Source organism: Streptomyces acidiscabies (assembly GCF_020010905.1).
Classification (GTDB): Bacteria; Actinomycetota; Actinomycetes; order Streptomycetales; family Streptomycetaceae; genus Streptomyces; species Streptomyces acidiscabies.
This window is the reverse complement of the sequence record NZ_JAGJBY010000002.1, coordinates 3,876,234-3,895,100: the sequence shown is the minus strand read 5'-3', so window position 1 is coordinate 3,895,100 and position 18,867 is coordinate 3,876,234. Positions and strand designations below refer to the sequence as shown.

13 protein-coding genes are annotated in these 18,867 nt (G+C 68.5%); 11 read left to right on the top strand and 2 right to left on the bottom strand.

Features of this window, described 5'->3' with window-relative positions; translation table 11 throughout:
* Positions 1 to 15: 15 nt before the first annotated feature.
* Complete coding sequence (locus tag J8M50_RS43560; protein ID WP_029184275.1) at positions 16 to 1,302, bottom strand: ABC transporter substrate-binding protein; 1,287 nt, start codon at positions 1,300 to 1,302, stop codon at positions 16 to 18.
* Positions 1,303 to 1,495: 193 nt separating this feature from the next.
* Here J8M50_RS43560 and J8M50_RS43555 point away from each other — a divergent pair, with 193 nt between their 5' ends.
* The 4 genes from J8M50_RS43555 (at position 1,496) to J8M50_RS43540 (ending at position 8,030) form a co-directional block, all read left to right on the top strand.
* Positions 1,496 to 2,524 (top strand): LacI family DNA-binding transcriptional regulator, encoded by a 1,029-nt coding sequence (locus J8M50_RS43555; protein WP_010356969.1) that lies wholly within the window; start codon positions 1,496 to 1,498, stop codon positions 2,522 to 2,524.
* Positions 2,525 to 2,673: 149 nt separating this feature from the next.
* Positions 2,674 to 5,934 carry a discoidin domain-containing protein gene (locus J8M50_RS43550; RefSeq protein WP_010356968.1) on the top strand — a complete coding sequence of 1,087 codons (3,261 nt, stop codon included), beginning with the start codon at positions 2,674 to 2,676 and terminating at the stop codon, positions 5,932 to 5,934.
* A complete protein-coding gene (locus J8M50_RS43545) occupies positions 5,931 to 7,418 on the top strand; it encodes a family 43 glycosylhydrolase (RefSeq protein WP_010356967.1) in 1,488 nt (495 codons plus the stop codon). Before J8M50_RS43550 ends, J8M50_RS43545 begins: the two co-directional genes overlap by 4 nt.
* A gap of 153 nt (positions 7,419 to 7,571) precedes the next feature.
* Entirely contained in the window at positions 7,572 to 8,030 is a 459-nt protein-coding gene (locus J8M50_RS43540; RefSeq protein WP_010356966.1) for a peptidoglycan-binding domain-containing protein, read from the top strand.
* Positions 8,031 to 8,075: 45 nt separating this feature from the next.
* Here the strand turns inward: J8M50_RS43540 and J8M50_RS43535 are convergent, their stop codons facing one another.
* On the bottom strand, positions 8,076 to 10,208 hold the full coding sequence (locus tag J8M50_RS43535) for a glycoside hydrolase family 36 protein (protein WP_040837558.1): 2,133 nt from the start codon (positions 10,206 to 10,208) through the stop codon (positions 8,076 to 8,078).
* 47 nt (positions 10,209 to 10,255) lie between these two features.
* Here J8M50_RS43535 and J8M50_RS43530 point away from each other — a divergent pair, with 47 nt between their 5' ends.
* From J8M50_RS43530 to J8M50_RS43500, 7 genes are all read left to right on the top strand, one after another.
* The gene (locus J8M50_RS43530; RefSeq protein WP_050987333.1) at positions 10,256 to 11,293 is read left to right on the top strand and encodes a LacI family DNA-binding transcriptional regulator; all 1,038 of its coding nucleotides are present in this window, start codon (positions 10,256 to 10,258) and stop codon (positions 11,291 to 11,293) included.
* A 120-nt stretch (positions 11,294 to 11,413) separates the two neighbouring features.
* Entirely contained in the window at positions 11,414 to 12,745 is a 1,332-nt protein-coding gene (locus tag J8M50_RS43525) for an ABC transporter substrate-binding protein (RefSeq protein WP_010356963.1), read from the top strand.
* A gap of 2 nt (positions 12,746 to 12,747) precedes the next feature.
* Positions 12,748 to 13,668, top strand: coding sequence for a carbohydrate ABC transporter permease (locus J8M50_RS43520; RefSeq protein WP_010356962.1), 921 nt, complete (start codon positions 12,748 to 12,750; stop codon positions 13,666 to 13,668).
* On the top strand, positions 13,665 to 14,486 hold the full coding sequence (locus J8M50_RS43515) for a carbohydrate ABC transporter permease (protein WP_075660835.1): 822 nt from the start codon (positions 13,665 to 13,667) through the stop codon (positions 14,484 to 14,486). Before J8M50_RS43520 ends, J8M50_RS43515 begins: the two co-directional genes overlap by 4 nt.
* A gap of 82 nt (positions 14,487 to 14,568) precedes the next feature.
* Complete coding sequence (locus tag J8M50_RS43510) at positions 14,569 to 17,034, top strand: carbohydrate-binding protein (protein ID WP_010352790.1); 2,466 nt, start codon at positions 14,569 to 14,571, stop codon at positions 17,032 to 17,034.
* Between the two features lie 85 nt (positions 17,035 to 17,119).
* Positions 17,120 to 17,881 (top strand): SDR family NAD(P)-dependent oxidoreductase, encoded by a 762-nt coding sequence (locus J8M50_RS43505; protein WP_010352791.1) that lies wholly within the window; start codon positions 17,120 to 17,122, stop codon positions 17,879 to 17,881.
* Positions 17,882 to 17,952: 71 nt separating this feature from the next.
* The gene (locus J8M50_RS43500; protein WP_010352792.1) at positions 17,953 to 18,867 is read left to right on the top strand and encodes a UTP--glucose-1-phosphate uridylyltransferase; all 915 of its coding nucleotides are present in this window, start codon (positions 17,953 to 17,955) and stop codon (positions 18,865 to 18,867) included.

Genomic DNA, 18,867 nt, shown 5'->3' with positions numbered 1-18,867 from the left:
CCCTGGGCTCACGGCTCAGTCGGCCAGCGACGCGGAGACCTCCTTGTTGTCCTTGTCGATGCCGGACCCGTCCCCGAACACGGCGTCCCGCATGAGCTTCAGCCAGGGCCCGTTGGGGTCGTTGAAGGTCTGCCCGAACTTGAGGGCGTAGGGCGTACGGCCGTCCGCCACCAGCTGGTTGACGGTGACCAGGCGCGGATCGGCGGCCGAGAACTTGTTGGACGCGAGGTCGGTGCGCGCGACGACGTCCTTGTGCGCGGCGACTACGTTCACCTGCGCGTCGTCGCCGAGGGACCAGGCGAGGAAGTTCCACGCTTGGTCGGCGTTCTTGCTGGTGGCGGCGATGCCGATGGCGTCCCCGCCGACGAACGTGGACTTGCCGCCGTCGGGTCCGGGGATGGGGGCGACGCCGAGGTCGAGGTTCTTCGGCATCAGGCCGAGGGTCGTCGAGGGCATCGGCATGACGCCGACCTTGCCCTTGGGGAAGACGCCGGTCCAGGTCGTGCCGGTCTCCTCCTTGGCGCCGGGCGCGAGGATGCCGTCCTTCACCCAGCCGCGGTAGACGTCGTACACCTTCTTCGCGGCCGGCGAGTCGAGGGTGGCGGCGGTGCCGTCGTCGTTCAACACCTCTTGTCCGGCGGCCCAGATGGACGGCCACCAGGTGAAGACGCCGCAGCCGCCGCAGTTCCCGCCGAAGAAGGTGCCGTTGACTCCGCCGCCCAACGCGTTGACCGCGCGCGCCTGTTGGTCCCATTCAGCGAGGGTGGTGGGTGGCTTCTCCGGGTCCAACTTCGCCTGTTTGTAAAGGGACTTGTTGTAGAAGAGGACGGAGAGGTCGAGGGTGTGCGGGACGACGTACTTCTTGCCGTCGTGCGTCCCGGCCTTGATGTGCGACTGCGCGAGCTTGGACGCGAAGGGGAGGGCGTCGATGCGGGAGGTGAGGTCCGCGAACAGGCCGCTGGACGTGTAGTTGGGCACGAACACGACGTCCGAGGCGAACAGGTCGGGCAGTTCGCGCGAGCCGGCCGCCGCGCCGACCTTGGCCTGGTAGTCGTCGGTGGGGACGACGGTCAGCTCGACCTTGTTCTTGTGGCTGTCGTTGTACGCCTTGACCAGGGCCTCGCTCTGCGGGCGGGTCGCGGCGCGCGTCCACATCGTGAGTTTCGCGCCGTCGTCGACGTCACCCGACGACTTGCCTCCTCCCCCGCCGCCGCCGCCCGACGATCCGCAGGCCGTGGCGAGGCTCGCGGCGGCCAGGAGCGCCACGGCCCCACTGGCGACCCGTCTGGTGGTGCTCCTCATGTCGATCCCCCAGTCCCGCGGAAACGAACCGAAAAGGCTTTCAGAAAGCTAGGACGGACCTGATGGCTCGTCAATCCCCCTGTAAGACACGGTTCTTGCTCGTACGCCGAAACCTGTGGATACGCCGGTGCGCCCACCTTGCCGAAAACAACTCGCGTACCGTTTACGCACGCGACGCGAGAAGGAGAACCACATGACCCCGGCCCCAGGCCCCGCTCGTTCGCAGCCCTCGACCCTCGGTGACGTCGCCCGGCTGGCGGGGGTGTCCATCGCGACCGCGTCCAAGGCGCTCAACGGGCGCAGCCAGGTCCGCGCGGAGACCCGGCAGCGGGTCATCGAGGCGGCGGAGCGGCTCGCGTTCCGGCCCAACCAGCTCGCCCGGGGCCTGCTGGAGGGCCGTTCGGGCACGGTCGGTCTGCTCACCAGCGACCTGGAGGGCCGGTTCAGCATCCCGATCCTGATGGGCGCGGAGGACGCGTTCGGCGCGGGCGAGGTCGCGGTGTTCCTGTGCGACGCGCGGGGCGACTCGATCCGTGAACAGCACCACGTACGGGCCCTGTTGGGGCGCCGGGTGGACGGGCTGATCGTCGTCGGGAGCCGTACCGATCCGCGTCCGTCGCTCGGCCGGAACCTGCCGGTGCCGGTGGTGTACGCGTACGCGCCCTCGGAGGACCCCGAGGATCTGTCGCTGGTCCCGGACAACGTGGACGCCGGCCGGATCGCCGTCTCCCATCTGCTGGCCTGCGGCCGGACCCGGATCGCGCACATCACCGGCGACCCCGGGTACGCCGCCGCGCACGACCGGGTGACGGGGGCGCGGTCCGCGCTCGCGGACGCCGGGCTCGACCTGGTCGGTGAACCCCGGTTCGGGGCCTGGTCGGAGGGGTGGGGGCGGGCGGCGACCGTGCTGCTCCTCGACCAACACCCCGAGGTCGACGCGGTGTTGTGCGGGAGCGATCAGATCGCCCGGGGGGTCATCGACGTGTTGCGGGAGCGGGGGCGGCGGGTGCCGGAGGACGTGTCGGTGATGGGGTTCGACAACTGGCAGGTGCTGACGGCGGCTTCGCGTCCGCCGTTGACGAGCGTGGACATGAATCTGGAGCAGGTGGGGAGGGCGGCGGCGCACGCGCTGTCGGGGGCGATCGAGGGGGCGCGGCGGTCGGGGGTGGAGACGGTGCGATGCCGGGTCGTGATCAGGGGGTCGACGGCGCCCCTGTCGTGACGCCGGGCCGGTGGTGATCCGGGGTTCGACGGCTCCCGAACTCCGCTTCATCCGCGATGCCTTGACACCTCATCAGCTCGCTCCTACTTTGCGAAAACCTTTTAGGTTCTTTTCCGTGCCTCTCGTCACCCCCACCCAGGGAGCCTCCGATGAGAAGACCGCACGCCCTGCTTCTCGCGTTACTGCTCACGCTCTGTCCGTTCCTCACCGCGCCCCCGGCCCACGCGGCGCAGACGATCGGTTTCCCCACCTTCAACGGGCCCGCGATCCCGAACCCGCCGGTCGGCTACACGACCGGCGACATGATGAAGTCCGTGTACGACGCGGAGAGTTCGGGCACCGACTTCTGGATGGACCGCCTGCTCGCCCGCTCCGGCGACGACCCGGCGGGGCCTTGGCTGATGAGCCGGGGCCGGGCCCTGTTCATGAAGACCCACAACCCGGGCGTGCTCGGTTTCGGCGGGCAGGTCGCGTACTGGGAGAGCATCAGCGACAACAACGCCTACACGGTCGCGATCACCCCGGGCACGTTCACCGAACAGGTCAACCAGCGCTGGCAGGCGCCGAGTTACTGGAAGAGCGTGCACACCGGCGGCTCGACGACGGTGACGCAGACCAAGTTCATCACGGACAACGACGTCGCCGTGACGAACCTCGCGATCAGGAACAACGGCACCGCGTCGACGACGCTCCAACTCCGCGCGACCTCGCCGTACGCGACGACCGGCAGCGGGAGTGAACTCACGGGCCAGGTCAACGCGTACAACAACCTCACGACGATCAGACCCCGCCTGACCGGCGACGGGTTCACCGTCTCCAGCGGCGGCCTGAACCGCTCGGTGACGGTCGCGGCCGGGGCGACGGTGACCGTGAAGGTCGTGATGGGTTTCGTCACCGACGAGATCCCGGCCTCGCTGACCGAGTACACCGCGTACGCCGGATACACCCCGGACACCGCGTTCGCGACGCACGTGCGCGCCTACAACCAGTGGTGGGCGAAGAACGTGCCCTACATCGACGTACCCGAACCGGCGATCAAGAAAAACATCTACTACCGCTGGTGGCTGATGCGCTTCAACAACCTGGACGCCGACATCCCGGGCCAGACCTTCCAGTTCCCGACGTCGACCGAGGGTGTCCTCGGCTACAACAACGCGATCGCGCTGACCCAGCCGATGCACATCGACGACCTCAAGTACCTGCGGGACCCGGCGTATTCGTACGGCGACTGGCTGAGCGTCGGCCAAGTCTCCAAGGGCGGACGCTTCTTGGACAACCCGGGCGACCCGGAGAACTGGTCCAACAGCTACACGCAGTACATCGCCGAGGCGGCGTGGCGCAGTTACCAGCTCCACGGCGGCCAGCCCGGTATCGCGGCGAACCTCGCGCACTACGCCGAGGGCGACGTGAAGGGCCAACTCGCCTACTACGACCACGACAACAACAAGCTCATCGAGTACGACTGGGGTGCGCTGACCGGCAACGACGCGGACGCCGTGTCCTTCCACTGGAAGCCCGGCAATATGGACCGCGCCGAGTCCGCGTACCAGTACAGCGGCGCGCTGGCGGCGGCGCAGGCGTACGACGCGACCGGGAACACCGCCAAGGCGGCGGAGATGCGGACGCTGGCGAACCAGATCAAGGACGCCATCGTCAACGTCCTGTGGAACCCGAACCGCCAACTCTTCGAGCACCGGCTGAAGTCCACCAACGAGTGGGTGCCATGGAAGGAGATCAACAACTACTACCCGTTCTCGGTCGGCGCGGTCCCCAACACGGCGACCTACCGGCAGGCGCTGCGTCTGTTCGACGACCCCGCGCAGTACCCGGTGTTCCCGTTCTACACCGCGAACCAGGTCGACAAGCAGGCGGCGGCCGACGCGGGCCAGCCGGGCTCCAACAACTTCTCGACCATCAACTCCACGGTGCAGTTCAGGCTCTACTCGTCCGTCCTGCGCAACTACCCCAACTCCTGGATGAGCGCGACGGATTACAAGAAGCTCCTGTACTGGAACACGTGGGCGCAGTACGTCAACGGCAACACGCAGTGGCCGGACGCCAACGAGTTCTGGGCGGACTGGAACGGGAGCGCGATCACCTACCGTTCCTGGATCCACCACAACATCCTGGGCAGCAGCAACTGGACGGTCATCGAGGACGCGGCGGGTCTGCGTCCGCGCAACGACGCGAAGGTGGAGCTGTCGCCGATCGATATCGGCTGGTCGCACTTCACGGTCAACAACGTCCGTTACCGGGGTGCCGACTTGACGATCGTGTGGGACGACCCGTCCGACGGTGTCGTGCGCTATCCCGGGGTCCCCGAGGGGTACTCGATCTTCATCAACGGGAGCCGGGTGGCGACCGTGAACTCACTGGTGCCGTTCACGTGGGACCCGGCGACGGGTGACGTGACGACGAGCGGAACGGTCAGCTATCACACGGCGGTTGCCGGGCTGAAGGCGCCGAACCAGGTCGTCCAGGACAGTCCCCGCATGACCGACATGCTCGCGAAGGCGGGCGTCGACCTGACCGCCGACCTCACCAACCTCGCCTCGGGCGCGACGACTTCGGCCTCCTACACCGGTTCCGGCAGCGCGACGTCCGGTGCCGTCGACGGGTATCCGACCAACGAACCCTTCTGGGGTGCGGGCGGTTCCCCGAACGCGCAGGACTGGTACGAGCTGAACCTCGGGACGTCCCGCACGCTCAACGAGGTGCGCCTGTACTTCAAGGACAGCCGCCCGGCCAGTACGACGTACCGGGCGCCGTCGGCGTACACCATCCAGTACTGGAACGGGAGTTCGTGGGTGGACGTGCCGAGTCAGACGAAGAGTCCCTCGGTGCCGCGCGCCAACTACAACCTCGTGACGTTCCCGGCGGTGAGCGCGCAGCGGGTCCGGGTGCTCGCGACCAACGCGTCCGGGGCGAGGACCGGGCTCACCGAGGTGAAGGTGTTCAACCGGGGTGGCGTCCAACCGCCGTCCAACCAGGCGCTGTCGGCGACCGCTTCGGCGTCGTACACGTCGTCGTGGGAGAGCGTCGCGGCCGTCAACGACGGGGTCGATCCGCCGTCGTCGAACGACACGGTGAATCCACGCTGGGGGACTTGGCCCGAGACCGGCCAGCAGTGGGCCGAGTTGACGTGGCCGGCCGCGCGGACGGTCAGCTCGGCGGACGTGTACTTCTTCGACGACGACCAAGGCATCGACATGCCGTCGGCCTGGAGACTCCAGTACTGGAACGGGAGTTCGTACGTCGATGTGCCGGGGGCGAGTGCGTACACGCTCGCGAAGGACCAGTACAACCATGTGGCGTTCACCGCCACGAACACCAGTCGGCTGCGGGTGCTGTTGACCGGTACCGGCAGCAGTTCGGTCGGTCTTCTCGAAGCGAAGGTGTACGGACCATGACCAGATCCCGGGTGCTCCTCGCCCTGTTCGCGCTCGCGGTCGCCTTCCTCGTGGCGCCGCAGTCCGCGTCCGCCGCCGTGGCGTTCACCTCGACGGGCGTCAACCAGAACGGTGGCAACTGCCTGGATCTGCCGGGAAGTTCGACGGCCAACGGGACGCAGTTGCGGGCGTTCTCCTGCTCGTCCGGTGCCAATCAGAGTTTCACCTACACGCCGGTCGCCGGGACGAGTGACGTCTACACCGTGACCGCGCAGTCCGGGCAGTGCGTCGACGTGTACGGGGCGTCCAGCGCCGACGACGCGGCCGTCATCCAGTGGCCGTGCCATGGCGGGACCAACCAGCAGTGGCGGTTGGCGCCGGTCGCGGTGAGCGGGACGGACAAGACGTTCACCCTCGTGTCCGTCGGGTCGGGGAAGTGCGTGGCGCCGAGCGGGGGTTCGTCGGCGTCGAACACCAACCTCGTGCAGTTGCCGTGCAGTTCGACGGGCGGGAGGGTGTGGCGGCTGCCCGGCTTCAGCGGGGGTGGGTCCACGCCGGGGACCTTCACGAATCCGCTGAAGCAGCAGGGGCCCGACCCGTGGATGACGTACTACAACGGCAACTACTACCTGGCGACGACGACGTGGAACTCCACGATCACCATGCGCAAGTCGCCGACCCTCGCGGGGCTCGCGACCGCCTCGGACCAGGTCGTTTTCAACCTGACCCGGCCGAACGGCGCCGGCACGATGTGGGCGCCGGAGTTCCATCTCCTCAACGGGCCGAACGGCCAGCGCTGGTACTTCTACTACACGGCCGGACGTGAGCCGTTCGACCTCGGCACACAGCGCATCCACGTCCTGGAGAGCGCGGGTCTCGACCCGATGGGCCCGTACACGTTCAAGGCGGACCTCCTGGACCCGTCCCAGGACAACACCTGGGAGTTGGACCCGGGCATCCTCCAACTCAACGGCCAGCTCTACCTGTTGGGCACGTTCTACAACGGCTCGCAGCCCATGTTCATCCGTCCGCTCTCCAACCCGTGGACAGCGAGCGGCACTCGACGCATCCTCTCGACGTCGACCTACAGCTGGGAGACGGTCGGCGGCGCGGTCAACGAGGGCGCGGAAGTCCTCCAGCGCAACGGCAGGACGTTCATCGTCTACTCGGCGAGCCACTGCTCCACACCGGACTACAAGCTGGGCATGCTCACTTACACCGGCGGCGACCCCCTCAACTCGTCCTCCTGGACGAAGTCCCCCAACCCGGTCTTCCAACGCTCCAACGCCAACGGCGTCTACGGCCCGGGCCACAACGGCTTCTTCAAGTCCCCGGACGGCACGGAGGACTGGATGGTCTACCACGCCAACAGCTCAGCGGGCGGCGGCTGCGACATGAACCGCTCGACACGGGCACAGAAGTTCACGTGGAACACGGACGGCACACCGAACTTCGGAACCCCGGTGGCCTTGGGCACCCCCCAGACAGCACCGTCAGGAGAGTAACCACCCCCCGATTACGTACCTGGAACCTTCGAGGTACCCCGCATCCCCCGTACCGGCCAGCATTTCCAGGGCAGCAAGACGCTCTGAACAAAAGGGGCGGCATCCGGCACATCGGGTGCCGCCTCACGACCGAACGGGACAGGAATGCGACCCATGACTCTGACCAGGACCCTCGTCGGCGCGGCGACGGCCGCCGCAATCGCCGCCGGCAGTCTGGCAGGCGCAAGCGCGGGATTCGCCGCACCCGCACAGGAGACGAAAGCAGCGTCCAGCACCGAAGCCCGCATCCTCGCGACGGTCAACCTCGGCCTGAGCCAGGCGGAGGCCAGGAAGGTCCAGGGCGCGCTCCAGGCCCGCTGGGATTACCGCGGCGACCTCGACGGCCTGCTCGGCACCGAGAGCTGGAAGGCGATCCAGCGCTACCTCAAGGCGAACTTCGGTTACAGGGACACCATCGACGGCATCGTCGGCCCCAACACGGTGGAGGCGCTCCAGCGTTTCCTCGCGCGGTTCTACGACTACAACGACGCGATCGACGGAGATCCCGGACCGAACACCCGGGCCGCGTTCAAGCGGATGGCCTCCTTCTGCCCCAACGGCTGCATGCTCTGACCCGACCGGGCGGTACGAGGAGACTCGTACCGCCCACGGCCACGCTCAGCTCAACCGCACCAGCACCACCCCCGGCACGAGCGGCACCGACACCACCACCCCACCCCCGTCCCACACTGCGCCCCCACTCCCCGCAGCACCCGGATGCAGCACCTCGACCCCCACCCCTGGCCCCGCCAAATGCTCAACAGGCACCCGGAGTTCGTCTTCCCCTCCCCGCCGCCACACGGACAGATACGTCGCCCCACCCGGCACCCGCATCCCCAACACCACCCACTCGTCCCCCCACCCCGGCAACCCCACCGGCCAGAACGGCAACCCCCGCGCCAGGTCACCCCGAATCGCCTTGTACGTGTCCAACGCCCCGCGAACCAAGGCGATCTGACGAGAACTCATCTGATCCAGATGCCCCGACAGATGAACCCGCCCCAGCAACGCCCCACCCAGCGTGAACGAGATCAACTCGTCGGAGTACGACGGCTGGGGGTAGGCCCACACGGCCCCCTGCTCAGGCGGCGCAGCCGTAGGCGCGGACGCGGCGATGGGCGGGTAGCGCAAGGGGTCCTGTTGGTCACTGGTGGACTGGAGTTGGGAAACCGCGAGGGTCGCGCCGTCCATCCGCATCCCCCCGGACGCACAGTTCTCGACGACCAACCCCGGATACCGGTCCAACACCCCTGACAGCCACGACAGATACGCGTGGCCATGCCCGAGCAGCCCCGCCCCTGGCGCAAGGTCCTCAGGCCCGACCGTCCCGGGATCAACGACGATGTTGTAGTCGAGCTTGAGATACCCCACCCCCCACTCCCCGACGATCCGGTCGACGGTCCGGTCAAGGTGTGCACGAGCCGCCGGGTGTCTCAAGTCGAGCTGATGGCGGCCCTGTTCGGTGAGCCGGATGCCGTCCCGCTGGAAGAAGGCGTCGTCGGGAAGCGACCGGGCGACAGGGCTGCGTACGCCCACGACCTCGGGCTCCAGCCAGAGCCCGGGCACCATCCCGCGCTCCCGGATCCGCTCCAGCACCCGCTGAATGCCCCCGTCGGGAAAACGCCGGGCGGACGGCTCCCACGCGCCGACGCTGTCCCACCACCCGTCGGCGTCATCGTCGTACCACCCGGAGTCGATGCAGAAATACTCCGCCCCCACCTCGGCCGCCGCGTCGATCAACGGCAGCAGCTTCGCCGTGGTCGGGTCCCCCATCAGCGTGTTCATGTAGTCGTTGAAGACGACAGGCAGCGCCACATGGTCGGCGTGCGGACGCCGCACAGCACGCCGGTACGAGGTCAACGCCCCCATGGCGTCGTCGAACCCGGCACCGGCCGCCAGGGCGACCGGCACGGTCGTGAACGACTCCCCCACCCCGAGCCGCACCCGCCACTGATGCTCCGCGTCGGTGGGCCCATTGAGCGCGAGGCACGTCCGCCCGTCCCGCTCCCCCAGATCCCACCGCCACCCGGCGGGCGACTCGATCTGCCACAACCAGGCCCGCCCGTCGCCCACTTCGGTCAGCGCGCCCATGGCGAGGTGCCCGTCGGTAGGCCAACTCCCGCGCCCGGTAAGGCGGAACGCGGCCCGGCTGTCGTGCTGATGGACGGCGGCCCCGATATCGGCGACGACGTCCCGGACCGGCGCACAGTCCCAACGGCACTCCGCGAGCCAGTCGTTACGAGCCCAGTGCACGTCCAGCAAGTGAGGAGGCGGCAGTACACCGAGGAGCAGACTGCTGACGGACTGGACGACAAGAGGCTCACGGCCGTCGTTCCGGAGCCGCACCCGTGACCGCAGCACCGACACCCCGGCGACACCCTCGAACTCGACGAAGGCGGTCAACCCGGTCTCGGCGTCGTGGAGTTCTACAGTCATCCCCTCAAACCCGGCTGTCCCCCCGAACGAGGCCCCACCCGAATGCCCCCGGTACCGCAGCCGGTTACCGAGTGCGGTCCCCGTGAAGCGCGGCCCCGACCACCCACTCCCCCGCCCAAACGCCGTCAACTCAACCAACGGCAACGCGACTTCAGGATCGACCCGCCTCCCGTCAACCCCCACCCGCACCACCCTCGGCGTCCCATCGGAAGCAACCCCGAACTCCACCTCAAGACCCTCATGACCCCAGACAAGCCCGTCCACCGTGCCGGTCACGGCACCTCCCGTCCGCGTGAATCCGTCGTGTGAATCCATCGTTACGGTCTCTTGACGACCCTTGTGTGACCGGTCACAATCCTGGCATGGATGTGACCGGTCACACAAGGCGCCCGGCGAGCATCAGGGATGTGGCGAGCGCCGCCGGTGTCTCGTACCAGACCGTGTCCCGGGTGATCAACGACCACCCCAGCGTGCGCCAGGAGACACGCGACAGAGTGCTCGCGGCGATCGGCGAACTGGGCTTCCGCCGCAACGCGACGGCGCTGGCGCTGGCCAGCGGGCGCAGCCGCAGCGTGACGGTGCTGACGGCGAACACGACGCACTACGGGTACGCGGCGATCCTCCAGGGCATCGAGGAGGCGGCCCGCGCGGCGGCGTACGCGGTCGGGATCGGCGTCCTGGAATCGGCCGACGAGGCTGCCGTCACCGCAGAGGTGCGGCGCGCGGCGGACGCGAGCGGCGGTCTCATCGTGATCGCATACGACCCGGCAGGCGTACGGGCGTTGACGTCCGTCCCCGCCGAACTCCCGGTCGTGGGCGTGGTGGAGACCCCGGCGAGCCCCCCGGACGGCGACCGCCCCTGGGTGTGGACGGACGACCGCGAGGCGGCGTACGAGGTGACGCGCCACCTCCTCGCGCTGGGCCACAGCACGGTGCAGTACGTGGCGATCCCCTCCAGCACCCGGCGTACGGCGGCCCGCACCGAGGGCTGGCGTCAGGCACTGCGCGAGGCCGGTGCCGCCATCCCCCGTCCGCTGCAAGGGAGTTGGGGACCGGCCGGCGGACACACGGCGGGCCGGAGGCTGGCCCGCGACCCCGCCGTCACGGCGATCCTGTGCGGCAACGACGACCTGGCGCTCGGTGTCCTGCGCGCGCTGCACGAGGCGGGGCGCAGTGTGCCCGGCGAGGTCAGCGTGGCCGGTTTCGACGACGCGCCCCACGCGGCCTACCTCACCCCGTCCCTGACGACCGTCCGCCTCGACTTCACCGGCCTCGGCAGAGCGGCGTTCGCCTCGCTGCACGGGGTGCTGGAGAAGTCGGCCCAGATCGCCCCGCACCCCGTCTCCGTACCGGAGTTGGTGGTGCGGGAGAGCACGGCAGCACCGCACACCGGGCCCTGAACTCCCCGCACGAGCAACGCCGCACCACGCCCTGAACTCCCCGCACAACACAACACCCCTCACGAGCACCACTGTTCTGATCCTGCTTCCTGGAACCACCCCGTTCTCGAAAGGCACGTGATGCAGACAAGAGCTCTCCCAGCCCTGGCGCTGATCTGCGCCCTAGGCCTTGCCGCCACCGCGTGCAGCGACCCGACCGCCGGGGACTCCGGCACGGACGCGAAGGACACGAAGCGCGCGGCCGTCGACCCGACCGCGCGCCTGGACGGCGTGAAGCTGACGATGTGGACCGCGCAGAACACGGTCACCGCGCCGAAGCAGGTGATCGACGCCTTCGAGAAGGCGACCGGCGCGCAGGTCGAGACGCAGGCGGTCCCGGACCTGTACGAGCAGAACGTGCCGACGAAGCTCGCCTCGGGCGACCGCCCGGACCTGATGTTCTGGCAGCCCTCCATCTCCACGCTGCCGTTCATCCAGCCGAAGCAGAACCTGCTCACGCTGGACGACGAACCGTGGGTCGCGAAACTCGGCGGCACGGAACAGAAGTTGGGCGTGATCGACGGTAAGCGGTACGCGGCGATCGTCACCAGTCCCGCGATGCTCGGCGTCTACTACAACAAGGACGTCTTCCGGCAAGCGGGCCTGAGCGAGAAGGACTTCCCGAAGTCCTACGACCAACTCCTCGCGCTCGGCCGTACGGTGACCGACAAGACGGACGCGGCGGGCTTCTACGAGGCCGGGGGCGACAAGTGGCCCCTCCAGTGGCAGATGCAGCTCCAGTTGACCGACCTGGACCCGGCGTGGTGGGACGGCCTCAACAAGGGCGAGAAGAAGTGGACCGACCCGGTCGTGGTCGCCGCGATCAAGAAGTACAAGGACCAACTCCTCGACGCGGGGCTCGCGCAGAAGAACTACCGCACCGGCACGTTCACGGGCCAGGCGGACGCCCTGTGGAAGGGCGAGGCCGGAATGGTCCTCAACGTCACCTCGTTCCAGAGCCAGTTGCAGGCCAAGTACTCCACCGCCGAGATCGACCAGCGGATCGGCTGGTTCCCGGTCGCCAACTCCTCGGCGACAGGGCTGTATTCACCGGACCAGACGAACGGCGTGGTCGCTTTCCGCACCGGTGACGAGAAGCGGGAGAACGCGGCCCGGCAGTTCCTCGCGTACTGGCTCGGGCCCGACTACACCGACTACATCGCGGCGATGAAGATCCCGTCCGTCCAGCCGTCGGTGCCGACCCCGGACGGGCTCCCGGAGACGTCCAAGGCTCAAGTCGCCGCGCTGCCCAAGGCGATCGGCGTCTTCCAGGCCAAGGCGATCGTCGCCCCCGACACGCACCTCTACCTGGCCGACATGATCTACGGCAAGAAGAGTCCGCAGCAGGTAGCGCAGGCGATCCAGGACCAGTTCGCCCAGGTCGCCAAGGCGCAGGGCGCGCCCGGATTCTGACGATGACTCAGACCATCCCAAGAGCCAACTCCCGCGCTCCGAAGAGCCGTCAGCCCAAGCCAGGCCGACTCCCCCGCGCCGCCGTCCACCACCCCTGGTGGTTCGCGCTCCCGGCCATCCTCGTCTTCGCGGGCTTCTTCCTCGCCCCCAACCTGCTCAACTTCTATTACCCGTTCACGAATTGGTCGTCGTACCACTCGGACATCTCGTTCACGGGCCTGGACAACTTCAAGGCGGTCGCCGAGGACGGCTCCCTGCTGCGGGCGATCCGTACGACGCTGCTGTACGCCGTCCTCGCCGCGCTGTTCCAGAACGGCTTCGGTCTCGGCCTCGCGCTGCTGCTGGAGGCGGACACCCGGTTCAACCGGTTCTTCCGGGCCGTGTTCTTCCTGCCGGTGCTGATCTCGGCGCTCGCCACGGGGTACGTGTTCCAGGCGCTCCTGGACCAGGACGGCGCCCTCAACTCCGTGCTGGGGACGGACGTTCCGTGGCTGGGGTCGACGACCTGGACGCTGGTGATCGTGAGTGTCATCCACGGCTGGAAGTGGATGGGCCTCGCGATGCTGATCTATCTCGCGGGGCTCAAGGGCATCCCGAACGACATGCTCGAAGCCGCGCGGATGGACGGCGCCGGGCCCTGGCGGACGTTCCGGTCGGTGCGCTGGCCGATGCTCGCACCGGCCGTGACCTTCAACGTGACGACCGCGCTGATCGGTTCGATGAACACCTTCGACATCGTGCAGGCCACGACCGGCGGCGGCCCGGCCGCCTCCACGGAGGTCTTCAACATCTACATGTTCCGGATCTTCGGCCAGGGCCTGTACGCGCAGGCCACGGCGATGAGCCTGGTCCTCTTCCTGATCGTGGTCGCGGTGGCGATCCCGCTGGTCGTCGGTCTCAGACGAAGGGAGCAACTGCTGTGAGACTCTGGCGATTTGGCCGCCCAGCCCTCGTCATACTCATCGCCGCGCTCGCCATCGGCGTACCTCTGTGGCTGGTCGCGGTCACCTCCGCTAAGCCGCAGGCGGAGGCCATCAAGCCGAACCTCGACCTGCCGCAACACTGGCAGCCCGCGAGCAACTACCAAGACGCCGTCAGCGAAGGCGAGATGCTGCGCGGGCTGCTCAACTCCCTGCTGGTCGTGGTGCCTTCGGTCGTCCTCGTGCTGGTGCTCGGCGCAGGTGCCGCGTGGGTGTTCGCTCGGCGCAAGTCCCGTCTGGTGTCGGCGGCTTACGCGCTGTGCATCAGCGGGCTGCTGCTGCCTCCGGCGGTCGTCACCGTCGTGATGGAGCTGCGGCAACTGGGGCTGGCGAACACCCGGCCCGGGATGATCGCCGTGTACACCGGCATGTATCTGTCGACGTCCATCTTCTTCATGACGGGGTTCATCCGCGCGATCCCCTTCGAGCTGGAGGAGGCGGCGCGGATCGACGGGGCACGGCCGGCGCGGATCTTCGTACGGATCGTCCTGCCGCTGCTCAGGCCCGTGATCGCGACCGCGACGATCATGGTGACGCTCTATGCGTGGAGCGACGTCTTCTACGCGTTCTTCGTCCTCGGCGGCGGAGAGCGGGCCACCCTGCCGCTCAACCTCTACCAGGTGGCCAGCGCCCAGCTCTACCTCAACAACTGGCACCTCGTCTTCGCGTACGTCGTGGTGATGAGCCTGCCCATGGTCGCCGTGTTCCTCGTCGGCCAGCGAAAGATCGTGTCCGGAATCACCAGTGGAGCCGTCAAATGACCGGAGGTCCATCAGCGTGACCGCCCCCACCCGCACGAGACTCCGAACCGCCTTTGTCACCACCGCACTTGGAGCCGCCCTCATGACCGGCGCACTCCCCTCGACCGCTCAGACCCCCCTCGACACCCAGCGCCTGACCGTCGACCTCGCCGCCTCCGAAGGCCCCGTCCAACTCGGCGCGAACGGCGCCCTGTACGGCCTCGGCGACGACGGCGTACCGAGCGACGCGGCCCTCGAACCCCTGAAGATCACCAGCGTCTCGCAGAAGCCGGACGGCGGTCTCCAGCACCCGAACGGCGACGCGCAGGCCGTGTCGAAGGCGTTCTTCCGCAACGGCGGCGGCGAGATCAACGTCATGATGCAGGACATCTACGCCAAGTGGCCGTACGAAGACCTCGGCATCGACGACTACCTCCCCAAGGTCGACAGCATCACCCGCCGCATAGCCGCCGACCCGAACAGCGAGCGGTTCGTCTACATCCCGTTCAACGAACCGGACTTCATCTGGTACAAGCTCAACGGCCCCCAGGCGGAGTACGAGGTGGAGCGCGACCGCTTCCTCACGCACTGGAAGACGGTGTACGAGCGGATCCGCGCGATCGACCCGGACGCGGTGATCGCCGGGCCCAACGAGACCGGCTACTACCCGCGTTTCCTGCGGGACTTCCTCACCTTCGCGCAGCGCGAGAACGTCCTCCCGCAGATCATGACCTGGCACGAACTCAACTCCGGCTCCCTGCGCGACTTTCAGGGCCACTACGACAACTACCGTGCCCTGGAGCGGGAGTTGGGCATCGGCCCGCTCAAAATCAACATCGACGAGTACGCGAACCGGCGCGACCTGTCCGTGCCGGGCCAACTCGTGCAGTGGATCTCGATGTTCGAGAGGAACAAGGTGTACGCCAACATGGCGTACTGGGACGCGGCGGGCAACCTCAGCGGCCACGTCGTCCGTTCCAACATCCCCAACGGCGGCTGGTGGCTGCTGCGTTGGTACGCGGGCCTGACCGGCGACACCGTCAAGGTGACCCCGCCGCAGCCCAACACCATCGACACGCTCCAGGGGTTGGCCTCGCTGGACACCTCGCGCCGTCAGGCCCAGGTTCTGCTGGGCGGCTCGGCGGGTGACGCGGACGTCGTCGTACAGAACGTCCCCCGCAAGCTCTTCGGCCGTACGGTCACCGCGACGGTCGCCGAGGCCGGCTGGTCCGGGTACGAGGGTCAGCACGCGGCGCCGCAGGTCCTGAGCCGCGTCAAGACCCAAGTAGCCGCCGACGGCACGGTCACCGTCCCCCTGCGCGGCCTGCACAAGATGTCGGCCTACCGGATCGTCCTGACCCCGTCCGGCACCGGCACCCCCGCCGCACCCGCAGTCCCCTGGTCCGCGTCGTACGAGGCCGAGGACGCGGCGATCACCGGCGGCACGGTCTACACGCAGGGCACGGTCCAGAACGCCAACGGCTACGCGGCGTCCGGCACCAAGGACGTCGGCTCCCTCAACACCCCTGCCAGCAAAGTCGACTTCACGGTGACCGTCCCCGAGGACGGGACGTACGACCTGGCGGTCCTGTACGGCAACCAGTCCGGCCGCCCGGCCACGCAGAAACTGTCCGTCGACGGCGGCGCCCCGGTCACCGTGACCTACCCCTCCACCCAGAACTGGACCTACCGCGCCAAGCAGGACGTCAGCCTCCAACTGACCTCCGGCACCCACGTGTTGAGCCTCGCGAAGGGCGACGCCGAGGTCACGCTCGACCGGATCGACCTCACCCGGCGCAGCGCAACGCCGACCGCGTCGTACGAGGCCACCCTCACGGACATCAGCGGGCGTCCGGCGTACGACTACGCCTCCTCCGCCGGAACAGGCACCGGTTCGCTCGTGCTGCGCGGCGGCGACAAGGCCGTGTTCGACGTGTACGCGCCGCGTGACGGCTACTACACGGTCGTACCGAAGGGATCGGGGCCGGTCCAACTCGCCCTGCACGGAGAGAAGTTGGCCGCCGTGCCGAACCGTGCGCTGCGGCTGTACCTGGTCGCGGGGAACAACCGCGTCGCGGTGACGTCGGGCCACGCGTCGTTGCGCTCGCTCGACGTGTCGGGGGACGGGTCCGACAAGAACGTCCTCACGTACAGCGCCGCCGATGCCGTGCTCGCGGGCGGCGCCAAGCTCGTCGACTCGGCGTACGCGCCCGGTGGGGCGTACATCGGCAGCCTCGGCAACAGCCCTGACAGCACTGCCGAGTTCAGGGTGAACGCGCCGAAGTCCGGGCGGTATCTGCTGGTCGTGACCTACGCGCACAACGACCGACGCGACAACGGGCACGCCTACAACACCGACATCATGTCCCGCACGGCGAACGTCACGGTCGACACCGGCGCGCCACGCACGGTCACGTTCAAGAACACGTGGAGCACCGACGACTACTGGACGGTCGGTGTCCCGGTCGAGCTGCGAAAGGGGGGCAACACGGTGACGTTCGGCAACGCGACCGCAGCCGCCCCCGACATCGCACGGATCGAGTTGGGCCGGATCGCAGCGAAGCCCTGACCCCACCAAGCCCCTGACCCACTGAGCCCCCCCTGCGGGCAGCCTCCCAACGGCTGCCCGCACCCGGGACGGTAACTTGTCCGGCATGAGCACGATCACGGAGAACGGGCAGCCCACGGGCCGTCTCGCAGGCAAGGTCATCGTCGTCACGGGCGCGGCACGCGGACAGGGACTGGCCGAGGCCCACGCCCTCACCCGGGCCGGCGCGACCGTCGTCGCCACCGACGCGCGCCCCGAGAACGACGGGTGCCTGAAGCTCGACATCAGCTGCGAGGCCGACTGGGACGCGCTGGCCGGCGGTCTGCGCGAGTCGTACGGCCAGATCCACGGCCTCGTCAACAACGCGGGGATCATCGAGCGCCAGCGCCTCGACACCGTGCGGCCCGAGGACATGGCCCGGGTGCAGGCCGTCAACACGACCGGGCCCCTCCTCGGCATCCAGAAGCTGTCCCCGCTGATGCCGCCGGGCTCGTCCATCGTCAACATCGGCTCGGCGACCGCGCTGACCGGCTACTACCCCGTCGCCTACACGGCCAGCAAGTGGGCCCTGCGCGCCGTCTCGAAGATCGCCGCGACCGAGCTGGGCCCGAAGGGCATCCGCGTCAACTCCGTTCTCCCCGGCTACATCGAGACGGAGATGACGGCCGCCGCCTCGCAGGCGTTCCGCGACGCGACGATCGGCGAGACCCCCCTGGGCCGCTCCGGCACGGTCGACGACATCGCCCCGCTGGTCGTGTTCCTCCTCTCCGACGAGTCCTCGTTCATCACGGGCACGGAGATCCCGGTGGACGGCGGCCTGACGGCCCACGGCGGCGTGAAGTCGATCTCGGACGCGCTCAAGGGTTAGCCCGCGTTGGTAGCGTCGTCCTCAGCCTCACTTCGAAGAGCCAGCGCACCCATACGTACGAGAGAGAGCAGATGTCCTCCCCCACGATCCGCAGGGCCGTCATCCCCGCCGCCGGGCTCGGTTCACGCCTGCTGCCCCTCACCAAGGCGATCCCGAAGGAGATGCTGCCGGTCGGCGACAAGCCGGTCGTCGAGCACACGGTGCGTGAGCTGGTGGACTCCGGCATCACGGACATCACGATCGTCGTGTCGGGCGGCAAGTCCCTGATCCAGGACCATTTCCGGCCGAACCCGGCGCTGGTGGACCAGTTGCGGGCGGACGGCAAGACGGCGTACGCGGACGCGGTGGAGGAGGTCGCCGAGCTGGCCCGGCGCGGCCACATCACCTACCTGGACCAGCGCGGCCCGTACGGCAACGGCACCCCCGTGCTCAACGCGGCGCGCTCCTTCAACGACGAGCCGGTGCTCGTCCTGTGGCCGGACGACGTGTTCGTGGCCGAGGTCCCGCGCGCCCAGCAGCTCATCCGGGCGTACGAGGCGACCGGCTGCCCGGTCCTCGCCCTGCTCCCGATGGACCCGAAGGACTCGCAGCGCTACGGCGTCCCGATCGTCAAGGAGGACCTCGGCGACGGGCAGCTCCGCATCACGGGCCTGGTCGAGAAGCCGAAGCAGCAGGACGCCCCCTCCTCGTACGCGGCGATCGGCGGCTACGTCATCACCCCGGGCATCGTCGACGAGCTGCGCGAGCAGACCCGCCGCTGGCACGAACACCGCACCGGCGAGATCTACTTGACCGACGCGATCAACGCGTACGCCGCGACCCGCGCCGTGTACGGCCAGGTGATCCAGGGCGAGTGGTACGACACCGGCAACCCGGCGGACTACCTGGTCGCCCAGATGGCGCACGCGCTCTCGCACCCCGAGTACGGCCCGGTCCTGCGCGGCCTGGTCCGCAGCCTCGACGGCACGAAGGACGCAGGCGAATAA